Origin of the sequence: Streptomyces sp. NPDC088350 (assembly GCF_044753545.1) — a bacterium.
Taxonomy (GTDB): domain Bacteria; phylum Actinomycetota; class Actinomycetes; order Streptomycetales; family Streptomycetaceae; genus Streptomyces.
Genome location: NZ_JBIVNL010000012.1, coordinates 319,651 through 332,347, shown reverse-complemented (window position 1 = coordinate 332,347; position 12,697 = coordinate 319,651). Strand labels below are relative to the sequence as shown.

At 72.0% G+C, this 12,697-nt stretch carries 7 protein-coding genes; 3 read left to right on the top strand and 4 right to left on the bottom strand.

Annotation, left to right across the window (positions count from 1 at the left end):
- Positions 1-460 precede the first annotated feature (460 nt).
- The gene (locus ACIQBL_RS37490; RefSeq protein WP_043684080.1) at positions 461-1,009 is read right to left on the bottom strand and encodes a MarR family winged helix-turn-helix transcriptional regulator; all 549 of its coding nucleotides are present in this window, start codon (positions 1,007-1,009) and stop codon (positions 461-463) included.
- A 98-nt stretch (positions 1,010-1,107) separates the two neighbouring features.
- Here ACIQBL_RS37490 and ACIQBL_RS37485 point away from each other — a divergent pair, with 98 nt between their 5' ends.
- A complete protein-coding gene (locus ACIQBL_RS37485) occupies positions 1,108-2,391 on the top strand; it encodes an MFS transporter (protein ID WP_401950374.1) in 1,284 nt (427 codons plus the stop codon).
- Between the two features lie 4 nt (positions 2,392-2,395).
- Here ACIQBL_RS37485 and ACIQBL_RS37480 read toward each other — a convergent pair whose 3' ends face one another.
- Positions 2,396-4,054 carry a SpoIIE family protein phosphatase gene (locus tag ACIQBL_RS37480; RefSeq protein ID WP_401950372.1) on the bottom strand — a complete coding sequence of 553 codons (1,659 nt, stop codon included), beginning with the start codon at positions 4,052-4,054 and terminating at the stop codon, positions 2,396-2,398.
- Positions 4,055-4,269: 215 nt separating this feature from the next.
- Positions 4,270-5,637, bottom strand: coding sequence for an NAD(P)/FAD-dependent oxidoreductase (locus ACIQBL_RS37475; protein ID WP_401950369.1), 1,368 nt, complete (start codon positions 5,635-5,637; stop codon positions 4,270-4,272).
- Between the two features lie 377 nt (positions 5,638-6,014).
- On the opposite strand from ACIQBL_RS37475, the gene ACIQBL_RS37470 reads away from it, so the two are divergent.
- Both ACIQBL_RS37470 and ACIQBL_RS37465 read left to right on the top strand, forming a co-directional pair.
- Positions 6,015-6,785, top strand: coding sequence for a TetR/AcrR family transcriptional regulator (locus ACIQBL_RS37470; RefSeq protein ID WP_401950367.1), 771 nt, complete (start codon positions 6,015-6,017; stop codon positions 6,783-6,785).
- Between the two features lie 519 nt (positions 6,786-7,304).
- Positions 7,305-9,203, top strand: coding sequence for a sigma-70 family RNA polymerase sigma factor (locus ACIQBL_RS37465; RefSeq protein ID WP_401950364.1), 1,899 nt, complete (start codon positions 7,305-7,307; stop codon positions 9,201-9,203).
- On the opposite strand, the gene ACIQBL_RS37460 is transcribed toward ACIQBL_RS37465, so the two are convergent.
- Positions 9,190-12,498, bottom strand: coding sequence for a BTAD domain-containing putative transcriptional regulator (locus tag ACIQBL_RS37460; RefSeq protein WP_401950361.1), 3,309 nt, complete (start codon positions 12,496-12,498; stop codon positions 9,190-9,192). The genes ACIQBL_RS37465 and ACIQBL_RS37460 overlap by 14 nt on opposite strands.
- Between the last annotated feature and the right edge of the window lie 199 nt (positions 12,499-12,697).

The window sequence follows — 12,697 nt, the reverse complement described above, 5'->3', positions numbered from 1 at the left end:
CTTTGTACTCACCCTCTCGGGCTTTCCTCCGGGCTTTTCCCTTCGGTCTTGCGTTTCCGACTCTATCAGACCGTTTCCGGTTCCGATTTCCTCGGCGCTTTCCAGGTTTCCGCTTCCGCGTTTCCCTTTCCGGCGGTTCCGACTCTATCAGATCCTTTCGGGCCTGACTCCCAGTCAGAGTGGGCTGTCTTCCCGGCCCTTGGGCCGTTCCGACGTTTCAAACCTTAGCGGATCCACCCGGCAGCTCCTAATCGGGCTACCGAACCGTCGTACCCAAATCGAATTGAATTCGGGCACGCCGAAATCAATCCCGTTGGGAGATCGCGCTGATGGTTTGGGGTGCCGCTGATGCGGCGGAGGTGCTGTCGCAGAACCGTTACGGCCCCGTGGCAACCCGGAGAACACTACGTATCGGAGAGGGGACTGTCAAGCGCCCCCTGTCAAGATCTTTTATTCGAGCTCAGTCGAGGTCGCTGAGCCGGCCGCCGGCGTCCGGCTGGGCGTGCTCCACCCTGCGCAGCAGGCGGGTGAGGACCTCGCCGAGGGCGGTGCGCTCCTCCGGGGACAGGTCCTGGAGGAGTTCGCCCTCGAAGACCGTCGCCATGCGCATCGCCTCCAGCCACTTGCCGCGGCCCTCGGGTGTCAGCTCCACGATCACGCGGACGCGGTTGGACTCGTCCCGCTCCCTGGTGACCAGGCCCTCGGCGACCATGCGGTCGATCCGGTGGGTCATCGCGGCCGGCGTGAGGCCGAGGCGCTTGGCCAGGTCGCTCGGGCCCATCCGGTAGGGGGCGCCGGAGAGGACGAGGGCCTTGAGGACCTCCCAGTCGGCGCTGCTGATGCCGAGGTTCGCGGTCTGACGGCCGTAGGCGACGTTCATACGACGGTTGAGCCGGCCCAGGGCCGAGACGATCTTTTCGACCTGGGGGTCGAGGTCCCGGAACTCGCGCTGGTAGGCGGCGATCTGTTCGTCGAGCGTCGGCTCCGGGACGCCGCTGGTGTCGGCCATGCGCGCAGTATGGCACGGGCTTCCTTTGCCTTGAAGTCCTTGAGTATGTACTCTTTAGCTTCTAAGTCTTCAGATCTAACTAGTTGATTGAGGTGAACGTGACCAGGGCGATGGGCGCAGCGATGCGCCGGATCCACGTGGGAAACGCACTCAGCGCGTTCGGGCTCGGCTTCACGGTCCCGTACCTGTACGTCTATGTGGCGCAGGTGCGGGGTCTTGGGGCCATGACGGCGGGTCTCGTACTCGCCGTCTTCGCCGTGGCCGCGTTGATCGTGCTGCCGTTCGCCGGGCGGGCCATCGTCCGGCGCGGTCCCCGACCGGTTCTCATCGTCGCCCTGGTTCTGGCCGCCGTAGGCTCGATGAGCCTGGGGCTGGCGGGCGACGCGACGGCTGTGTTGCTGTCGGCCGCCGCGCTCGGGGCCGGGCAGGCCGTGATGCAGCCGGCGCTCGCCACGATGATCGTGGACTGTTCCACGGCCGAGACGCGCTCGCGTGCCTTCGCGACGCAGTTCTTTCTGCAGAACCTCGGGCTCGGTGTCGGTGGTCTCATCGGCGGTCATCTGGTCGACACGACCAGCGCGTCGTCGTTCACGCTGCTCTTCGGGATCGAGTCCGCGATGTTCCTGGTGCTCGCCGGGGTCGTCGCGACGGTGCGGATGCCGCACTCGCCGAGCATCGGTGACGCCCCGACGCAGTCCGCCAAGGGTGCCTGGAAGCAGCTGCTCGGCAACCGGGCCATGGTGCAGCTGAGCGTGCTCGGGTTCGTGCTGTTCTTCGCCTGTTACGGGCAGTTCGAGTCGGGGTTGAGTGCGTACGGGGTCGAGGCGGCCGGTATATCGACGTCCGCGCTCGGGACCGCGCTGGCCGCGAACACCGCGGTGATCGTGGTCGCGCAGTTCGCGGTGCTGAAGTTCGTCGAGCGGCGCCGGCGGTCCCGGGTGATCGCGGCCGTCGGGCTGATCTGGGCGCTTGCCTGGGTCACCGCCGGGTACGCGGGGCTCGGGCACGGGAGCCAGGAGATGGCCACGGCCGCCTTCGTGTCGACGTACGCGCTGTTCGGGCTCGGTGAGGCGATGCTGTCGCCGACCGTCGCCCCGCTGGTCGCCGATCTGGCGCCGGAGGGGATGGCCGGGCAGTACAACTCGGCCTTCGCCCTGGTGAAGCAGCTCGCGCTGGCCGTCGGGCCCGCGGTGGGCGGGCCGCTCGGGGCCTCGCTGCCGGGGCCGTATGTCGTGATGTTCCTGCTGTTCTCGCTGGGGATCAGCGTGCTCGCCGTGCGGCTGGGGCGGCAGTTGACCGCCGTACAGGATCAGCCGTGGCGGGCGAAGGGGAGTCGGGTCGTCGCTCGGGGGGCTGTCGAGCCGGTCGGTGCGGACGCGTAGGGCCTCATACCGGGGCCGTCTTCGGGAGTACGAACTCGCACCACACCGCCTTGCCGCCGCCCGGTGTGCGGCGGGAGCCCCAGTTCGAGGCGATCGTGGCGACAATCGCGATGCCTCGGCCCGACTCGTCCGCGGGTTCCGCTCGGCGGCGCCGGGGGAGGTGGTCGTCGCCGTCCGTCACCTCGACGATGAGGCGGCGGTCGGTGCGGCGGAGGCGTAGGCGCATGGGCGGGGTGCCGTGCTGGAGGCTGTTGGCGACGAGTTCGCTGGCGGCCAGGACGCCGAGGTCGTGGAGTTCGGTGGGGAAGCGCCAGCTGGTGAGGACTCCGGAGGCGAACGCACGCGCGCGTGGGGCCGCTTCGACTCCGCCGAGCAGCTCCAGGGCCGCGTTGCGGAACAGCTCGCCGTGCGGGCCGGAGCGGGCCGGGTGCTGGATGACCAGGACGGCGACGTCGTCGTCGTGGTCCGCGGTGACGCCCAGGGAGCGGACCAGGCGGTCGCAGACCACCTGGGGGGTGCCGGTGGCGCCGGCCAGGGCGCGCTCCAGGGAGGCGATTCCCTCGTCCAGGTCCTCGTCCCTGCGCTCCACCAGGCCGTCCGTGTAGAGGACCGCCGTGGAGCCGGGGCTGAGGGGGATCGAGCCCGAGGAGTGGATCCAGCCGCCGGTGCCGAGCGGGGGGCCGGTGGGTTCGTCGGCGCGCTGGACCGCTCCCGTCTCGTCGCGGACGAGGATCGGGAGGTGGCCAGCCGAGGCGTACACCAGGCGGCCCTCGTTCGGGTCGAAGATGGCGTACACGCACGTGGCGATCTGGTTGGCGTCGATCTCCGTGGCGAGGCCGTCCAGGAGCTGGAGGATCTCGTGCGGGGGCAGGTCGAGGCGGGCGTACGCCCGGACGGCGGTGCGGAGTTGGCCCATGACGGCCGCCGCGCGGACGCCCCTGCCCATGACGTCGCCGATGACCAGGGCGGTCCGTCCGCCGCCGAGGGTGATCACGTCGTACCAGTCGCCGCCGACCGCCGCCTCGGTGCCTCCGGGCTGGTAGGTGGCGGCGATACGCAGGTCGTCGGGCTCTTCCAGTTCCTGGGGCAGAAGAGAGCGCTGGAGCGTTACGGCTGTTTCGCGCTGGCGGCGCTCGCTGGCGCGCAGGCGTTCGGCGGCCTCGGCGTGGTCGGTGACGTCGGTGGCGAAGATCAGGACGCCGCCCTCGCCGCCGTCGGCGCTCTCGGCGACCGGGGTGCAGGTGAAGGTGTACGAGCGGCTGTCGGGGCCCTTGCGGGACTTCAGGGTGCGGGGCTTGCCGCTGCGCAGGACCTGGTCGAGGAGCGGGAGCAGGCCGAGTTCGTCGAGCTCGGGGAGGGCCTCGCGGGCCGGTGCGCCCAGGGGGCGGTCGCCGAAGGCCGCCGCGTAGGCGTCGTTCACGTACGCGATGCGCTGGTCGGGGCCGTGCACAAGGGCGACGAGGGCCGGGACGCGGTCCAGGACCTCGCGGACGGGCAGGTCGTCGACGGCGGGGGCGGGCGGCGGCTCGTCGGTGAGCTGCTCGGCGCGGGCCGCGGGCACGGATCCTTCTCCCCGCCGGTCCGGGGTGACCGTGTGGTCGGTCCGCGCTGCGGCGCGGCGCTGCGTTCCGGGGAGCCGGGCGCTCCAGCGCGTGAAGTTCACGAATCCTTGCCTCGTGTAGGTGGTGTCGGCCCGCTCCGGACCCTGCCGGGGGTCCGGGGGTTGGCCCCCGGGGAATGCAGCACAGTGGGGAAAGCCTCTTGGGTGAGAAGGGCGGGCGTGGGCCCGCCCGAAGTCGTGCACCAGTCTGGCAGTGTGACCGAACCGGGGCGACATTCGTCAGACGCCGGGGCGGTCGGTGGAGTTCCTCGGTCCGGTCAGTTCGACCCCTTCGGGTCCTGTGGAGGCTTTCCACCGGCCGCGAGTTCGAACTCCGCTCGGGGATGTTCGAGCGAACCGAGGGAAACGATCTCCCGTTTGAAGAGCCCCGCCAGCGTCCATTCGGCGAGCACACGGGCCTTCCGGTTGAAGGTGGGCACCCTGCTGAGGTGGTAGACGCGGTGCATGAACCAGGCAGGGTAGCCCTTCAGCTTGCGTCCGTAGACCTGCGCGACGCCTTTGTGCAGTCCCAGGGAGGCGACCGAGCCGACGTACTTGTGGGCGTACGTCTGAAGGGGCTCGCCGCGCAGGGAGTGCGCGATGTTGTCGCCGAGGACCTTGGCCTGGCGTACGGCGTGCTGGGCGTTGGGGGCGGTCTCCGTGCCGGGTTCGGTGGCCGTCACGTCGGGGACGGCTGCCGCGTCTCCCGCTGCCCACGCGTGCGTGGCGCCCTCGATCGTCAGCTCGGCGGTGCACCTGAGGCGGCCGTGCGCGGTGAGCGGGAGGTCGGTGGCGGCGAGGACCGGGTGGGGTTTCACGCCGGCCGTCCACACGAGCGTGCGGGTCGGGAAGCGCTGGCCGTCGCTGAGGACGGCGACGCGGTCGGCGCAGGAGTCGAGGCGGGTCTCCAGGAGGACCTGGATGTTGCGGCGGCGCAGCTGGGTGACGGTGTACGTGCCCATCTCCTCGCCGACCTCGGGGAGGATGCGGTTCGAGGCCTCGACGAGGATCCACTTCAGGTCGTCGGCGTCGACGTTGTGGTAATAGCGCACGGCGTAGCGGGCCATGTCCTCCAGCTCGCCGAGTGCCTCCACGCCGGCGTAACCGCCTCCTACGAAGACGAAGGTCAGGGCCGCGTCGCGGATCGCGGGGTCGCGGGTGGAGGAGGCGATGTCCATCTGCTCGATGACGTGGTTGCGCAGGCCGATGGCCTCCTCGACGGTCTTGAAGCCGATGCCGTGGTCGGCGAGACCGGGGATCGGGAGGGTGCGCGAGACCGAGCCGGGGGCCAGGACGAGTTCGTCGTACGACAGCTCTTCCGTGCCGGTGCCCTCCTCCTCGGTGGCGAGGGTGCTGAGGGTGGCGGTGCGCTTGCCGTGGTCGATGGCGGTGGCCTCGCCGATGACGATCCGGCACTGGTCGAGGACGCGGCGCAGCGGGACGACGACATGGCGGGGGGAGATCGAACCGGCGGCGGCCTCGGGGAGAAACGGCTGATACGTCATGTAAGGGTCGGGGCTGACTACCGTGATCTCGACCTGCCCGCGCTTGATTTCACGTTTCAACTTCTTCTGAAGGCGGAGGGCTGTGTACATCCCGACGTAGCCGCCACCGACAACGAGAATGCGCGCGCGTTCCTTCACCATCCCATGACGCACCCGGCGCTGGAGTTTGTCCACAGGCTCGACAAATTGTGTGACCGGCCGGGGAGGCCGCGCGCGGGCGCCGGAATTGCCGGAGTGTGGGGCAGGTGCGCAGGTCAGTGGGGGTGATTGGGGTGGCGTCGGGGGGCGCAATCGGGATGTATGTGACCCGTACTCCGATCGGGGGGCGCTCCGTGCGGAACCTGCCCCTTCTGAATTGACCCCCTCTCAACTATGTTCGTGTGTCGACGGGGTGAAGGGGGATGTGCTCAGCGAGTCCGCGAAGAGCGGGGCTCGCGGACCGGGCTTGTCTCACGATGCTCCGGCTGCCGATGGCGGGGAGTCTCCGGGGGGAGACGTCATTAACCGGGGGAACGTGTATGCATATTCAGGACTCTCATTGGACATCCGCGTCAGCCGTCGCATCCGGCGGCGCGGTCGGAGCGACGGGGAACGGACGCGGGGACAGTTCGCGGACGACGCCGTTGCGGGTGGACGCACAGCGCAATCTGGAGCACGTACTGCGTGCGGCGCGTGAGGTCTTCGGCGAGCTGGGATACGGCGCGCCGATGGAGGACGTGGCGCGGCGCGCGCGGGTCGGTGTCGGCACGGTGTACCGGCGCTTCCCGAGCAAGGACGTCCTGGTGCGCCGGATAGCCGAGGAGGAGACCTCCCGGCTGACCGACCAGGCGCGTTCGGCGCTCGGCCAGGAGGACGAGCCGTGGTCGGCGCTGTCGCGCTTCCTGCGGACGTCGGTGGCCTCGGGCGCCGGGCGGCTGCTGCCGCCGCAGGTGCTGCGGGTTGGCGTCGCCGATGAGGGTGAGGGTGTTGCTCTCCTCGACGAGGCGCGGGTGCCGCAGCAGCGGACGCAGCCGGGTGCGGGTGAACTGCGGCTGGTGCCCGAGGAGTCGGCGGGGGCCTTGGGTTCCGCGGACTACGACGCCGGGGCGACTGCGCTGCTGGAGGTCGTGGGGCAGTTGGTGGATCGGGCGCGGGCTGCGGGGCAGTTGCGGGCGGACGTGTCGGTGTCGGATGTGCTGCTGGTGATCGCTACGGCGGCGCCCTCGTTGCCGGATGCGGCGCAGCAGGCTGCGGCGTCGGCGCGGTTGCTGGATATTTTGTTGGAGGGGTTGCGGTCGCGGCCGTTGTGAGAGTGGGGCGGGGTCGGTGTGGGCGGCTTCTGGGGGCTGCGCCCCCAGGCCCCCGCTTCGGCCCTGAAGGGGCCTCGTCCTCAAACGCCGGACGGGCTGATTTTGTGGGCCTGTGTCGAAAAGGTGCCGGACGGGCTCAATTCGTCGGCCTGCGCCGAAAAGGTGCCAGAAGGGCTGAATTCGCTTGCCTGCGCCGAAAAGGTGCCGGACGCTCTGAAAATGCCGGCCCGTAGCCCGTTCGCGGGTGACTCGAATAGGTGACTGTGGGGCGGGGGTGCCGTGGTGCCCGCGTCCCGAGTGGCAGCCGGGGGCGTTCCGGTCATTTCGGTCACCGTCGACAACTCCCCATCCTGGGGCGAGAGTTGAGCCTTCCCCGCAGGGGTGAACGCTAGTACTGCGTTGCGGGAAGTCCCCACGGATGAGTGGAAGGTCCGTCCGACGGGGTTCTGAACAAAAGCCAATATGGCACGCTGGCCCGGTGTTCGGGACTGGCTGGGCAGGCGGCGGGGGCTTTCCGCGATGAGCGTTGACGGGCGGGACGAGTCACTGGGTGACGGTGACCCGGAGGCCGGTGGGCTGACCGCACCACAGGTACCGAGTCAGGGTGGGCCGAGTGGTGTCCCCCAGGGCGGCGATCCCGGTGAGGGCAGTGTCCCGCCACAACGCGAGGGCAGCGTGCTGCCGCCCCCGCTGGAGCTGCCGCCCGCCGACGCCTCACTGATCGAGCGGATGCGCGCCGGTGACGACACGGCGTACGAGGCGCTGTACCGGCGCCACGCGGACGCCGTGCGCCGCTACGCCCGCACCTGCTGCCGGGACGCGCACACCGCAGACGACCTCACCGCCGAGGTCTTCGCCCGCATGCTCCAGGCGGTGCGCGGCGGCTCCGGGCCCGAGCACGCCGTACGCGCCTATCTGCTGACCTCTGTGCGACGGGTCGCCGCCAACTGGACGAAGTCGGCGAAGCGGGAGCAACTCGTCGACGACTTCGCGGTGTTCGCCGCGCAGTCCGCGCGGGTGTCCGAAGTGTCGAACGACGACACGCTCGACCTCGGCGCCGACGTACGGGCCATGCACGAGGCCGAGCAGTCGATGGCGATGCGGGCCTTCCGGTCGCTGCCCGAGCGGTGGCAGGCCGTGCTGTGGCACACCGAGGTCGAGGACGAGTCGCCGAGCGAGGTCGCCACGCTCTTCGGGCTCGACGCCAACGGCACGCGCGTGCTGGCCAGTCGGGCCCGCGAGGGCCTCAAGCAGGCCTACCTCCAGGCCCATGTCAGCGCCACCCTCACCGACGACGAGGAGTGCGCGCGCTACGCCGACCAGCTCGGCACCTACGCCCGCCGCCGGCTGCGCACGCGTGCCGAACGCGGGCTGCGCAAGCACCTGGAGGAGTGCGCCAAGTGCCGGCTGGCCGCGCTGCAGATCGAGGAGGTCGCCAGCGGTATCCCGGCGGTCGTCCCGGTCGCGGTCATCGGCTGGTTCGGCGCCGCCGGGTACGCCAAGGCGGTCGCGCTCATCGCGGGCGGTGCCGGGGCGGGCGCGGCCGGTGCCGCGGGCGCCGCGGCGGCGGCGGGCGGGAGTTCGTCCGGCGGGGCCGGTGCCGGTGGCGCGGTGGCCTCCGAGGGGCTCGGCGCGCCCGTGAAGGCGGGCATCGCGGCCGGTGTGGTCGCCACGGCGGCAGCGGCGGCGATCGCCCTCGCGCTGGCCGGCAGCACCCACACCCCCGCGAAGAAGCCCGAGGCGAAACCGGCGCCCTCCTCCTCCCCCGTCGCCCGGCCCGAGTCGACGCCCCCGGCACCCCCGAAGAAGCAACCGGCCCCGGAACCAGCCGTGTTGAAGCCCCGGCACACGCCTACTCCGACCCCGACGCCCACCCCCCGGGCGAAGCCGACACCGCCCCCCACGGTCACCCCGGCCCCGAAGCCGACCCCCACACCCACGCCGACGCCCACTCCCACCCCGACCCCGACGCCCCCACCCGCGCCGACGATCTTCCAGGTCAGCGAACTCTCGTACAACGTCAACGGCGACGGCACCGCGCCGGAGATCCAGCTCGGCGAGAGCAGTTGGGTGTGGCAGCGCTACGGCGTCTCGATCGGCGGCACGCGGTACGCCCACGGCGCGACCGTGCACGGCCGGTCCTCCGTCACGATCGACCTCAACCGCCAGTGCGTCTCCTACGACGCGACGGTCGGCGTCGACGACATGATGCTCGGGCTCGGCAAGGTCTCCTTCTCGGTGTACGCCGACGGGGTCCGGCTGTGGAGGTCCGGGGAGATCGAGGGCGGGGACCCGGCGGTGCCCGTCCATGTGGACATCAGCGGGCGGAAGACCGTGCGGCTGGTGGTCGAACCGCACAGTTCCTTCGACGACCTGGCGCTGGCGGACTGGGCGGAGTCGCGGTTCACGTGCCGGTAGGGCGCTCCGGCCGGCCGGGCAGCTGGGCCAGTACGTCGGCCGCGGTGAGGGTCGCGCCGCGGGTGCGCTCGGCGGCGTAGCGCTCGGGACCCAGTGCGGTGCGGGCGGCGGCTTCGACACGCTCGGTCCGTTCGCGCTCCGGCATGGGGCGCGGATGGTCGCCGCGCCATTGGTCGGCGGTCGCCAACAGCCGTACCGCGCGCGGTAGTTCGTCGAGTTCGGCGAGGAGCAGCGCCGTGTGGTCCACGAGGGCCGCGGTGACCGCCTCGGCGCAGCGCAGGTCCACGGCCTGGCGCAGGGCCGCGGTCATCGCCACCAGGCCGCGCTCCGGGCCGGACTCGGCGCCCGTGATCAGGGCGTCGACCGCGCTCAGTGCCGCCCGGAACTGGGGCGGCGGAGTACCGCGTCCGCTCTCCGCGCGGGCCTGGTCGCAGTACGCGCGGGCGCGGGCCGGCTCCCCGTCTTCCAGGGCGATGTGCGCGCGGAGCAGCAGGATGAACGCGTGGGCGTCCGGCACCCCGTGCCGCTCGGTCGCCTCGGTCGCCTCGTCCAGGCCCGCGAGCGCGCTGTCGCGGTCACCGGCGCGGAAGGCGAGTTCGGCGAGCCGGGCGATGAGGAACGGCGTCTCGGTGTACGCGCCGACCTCGTAGGCGAGCGCCAGCCCTTCCTCGTAGGCCTCCTTCGCCTCCTCGAAGCGGCCCCGGCTCATGGCGGCCTCGCCGATCGCGCTGGACACCTGGGCCCGCACCCAGCGGTCGCCGACGCGGCGGCAGAGCCCGCGCAGCTCCTCCAGGTCGTCGTCGACGCCCGCCATGCCGCCCGGGGAGTCGACGACCATGTGCGTGCGGAACATCAGGATGACGGCGATCTCCCAGTCGCCGCCGTACGCACGGGCGTTGGCGACGGCCACGTCCATGACGTCCCGGATGTCCATCGTGGCGCGCAGGAAGTAGGCGGTGAACGGCCAGGCGAGCCCCGGCATACGGGCCGCGTCGGGGCCGCCCTCGGCGAAGTGGCGCTGCACCAGCGTGACGTACCGGCGCAGCCGCTCGTCCCGCAGTCCGTTCGGCAGGTGGTCCAGGGCGCCGTCCTCGGAGCCGAGGAAGAGGTGCAGCATCCGGAGGTTCATCCGCTGGGTGTGCAGGGGATGGCCGGTCTCGGCGTCCGGGTCGGCGAGATAGGCGTCGAACGGGTCGGGCGCGCCCGCGGCCGTGATCAGGGCGAGGATGCGCTCGACCCAGTCGACGCCCTCGCGCCGGTAGTTGCGCAGCCACCAGAACCAGCCGACGGCGAGGGCCAGCGCGCCCGCCCGGTCCTCCTCGCCCGCGGTGACGGTCCGGTCCAGGGCCGCGCGGATGTTGTCCAGCTCGGTCTCCAGGCGGGCGATCCACGGGAGTTGGCCGCCGGAGCGGAGCAGCGGCTCGGCCTTCTCGACGAGGGCGCGCACCCAGGCCCCGTGCCGACGCTCGGCCTCCGTCCGCAGGTCGGGGGTCTCGGCGGCGCGCTCGACGGCGTACTCGTGGATGGTCTCCAGCATGCGGTAGCGCATGCCGTCGTGCGCCTCGCCCGGGGTGGCCACGATCAGGGACTTGTCGACCAGGGCGCCGATGAGATGGGCCGCGGGGCCGGTGCACACGGTCTCCGCCGCCGCGAGGTCCCAGCCGCCGGCGAACACGGAGATCTCGCGCAGCAGTGTGCGCTCGTCCTCGTCGAGCAGGTCCCAGGACCAGTCGACGACGGCCCGCAGGGTCTGCTGGCGGGGCAGGACCGTGCGGCTGCCGGAGGTGAGGAGGCGGAAGCGGTCGTCGAGGCGGTCGGCGATCTGGCGCGGGGTGAGCAACCGCAGCCGGGCGGCGGCCAGTTCGATGGCGAGGGGCAGGCCGTCGAGGCGGCGGCAGATCTCCGCCACCGCGTCCGTGTCCCGGAGCACGGTCCCCGCGTCGGGGCGGACGGCGGCGGCGCGCTCCGCGAACAGGCGGTGCGCCTGGTCGGGGACGAGGGGCTCGACCGGGCGCACCGACTCGCCGGGGACGCCCAGGGGTTCACGGCTGGTGGCGAGGATCGTGAGCCCCGGGCAACGGGTCAGGAGGGTCTCGGCGAGGTCGGCCACCGCGTCGATGACATGTTCGCAGTTGTCAAGGATCAGGAGTCTGCCGCGCGCGGCGCAGTGCTCCACCAGCAGGGCGACCGGGTCGTCCTGCGGGGTCGCCAGCTCGGTGGTCATCAGCACGGTCTCGCGCAGACCGAGGGCACTGACCACCGCGCCCGGCACCGCCTCCGGCCGGTCGAGCCGGGCCAGCTCGACCAGCCACGCCTGCGGGAGCCCGGCGGCGGCCTCCTCGGCGAGACGGGTCTTTCCGGAGCCGCCCGGTCCGGTGAGGGTGACGAGGCGGGCCCTGTGCACTTCGGAACGGATGGCGGCGATCTCGGGTTCCCGGCCCACGAAAGAGGTAAGCCGCGGACGCAGGTTGCCGTTCGGGACGGGGGGTGCCGTGCTCGCTGGGGACGCCGTGCCCGTCGTGCCCACCAGAGCTGTCGGAGCCGTCGGAGCCGTCGGAGCCGTCGGAGCCGTCGGAGCCGTCGGGCTGAGCAACTCGCGGTGCAGGGCTCGGAGTTCCGGTCCGGGGTCGGTGCCCAGTCCCTCGGCGAGCGCGCGCCGGACCGTCTCGTACGCGGCCAGCGCGTCGGCCTGTCGGCCCGAGGCGCGCAGGGCGCGGATGAGGAGGGCGTGCAGCGGTTCGTCGTAGGGATGGGCGGAGGTCAGCTCCTTCAACTCCGGTACGGCGTCGGCCGCGCGGCCGAGCAGCAGGTCGGCCTCGACGCGGGCGCGGGTCGCCTCCTGGCGCAGTGCGTCCGGGCGGGTGGCGGCGGAGCGGTCGGGGAGGTCGGCGAGGGCGGGGCCGCGCCACAGGGCGAGCGCCTCGTCGAGGTCGCGGGCGGCGAGGGCCGCGTCGCCCCGGCCCAGGGCGGCCGTACCCCGGCGTACGAGGTGTTCGAAGACGAACAGGTCGACGTCGTCCCGGGTCGCCGCGAGGCGGTAGCCGCCGGGGTCGGAGGCGATCGCGTCCTTGCCGACGGTGCGGCGGAGGCGGCCGACGAGGGCCTGGAGGGCGGCCGGGGCGTCCTGGGGAGGTTCGTCCGCCCACACCTCGTCGATCAGGGTGCCCAAGGGGACGACCCGGCCCGGGTGCAGGGCCAGGGCCGCGAGCAGGGCGCGCAGCCGCGCACCGCCGAGGGGTACGACGGTGCCCTGGTAGTCCTCCGCCCGGGTGCTGCCCAGGATTCTGTACCGCACCGGGTCATTGTCGCCGGGCGTGCGGCGCAGGGTCACGGCGTTTCCCTACGGGCCCTCGCACTTGGGGCGGTTTGTGCCGGTGTGCTGCCGCGCGAGGGGGCACGCCGACCGGGGCGACACCGCGGGCTGTGCACTTGAGATCCGGGCCGGGCCACGAACGGGTCCTCGTCACCCTGCGGCTGGAGCCCTGCCGTGTCCG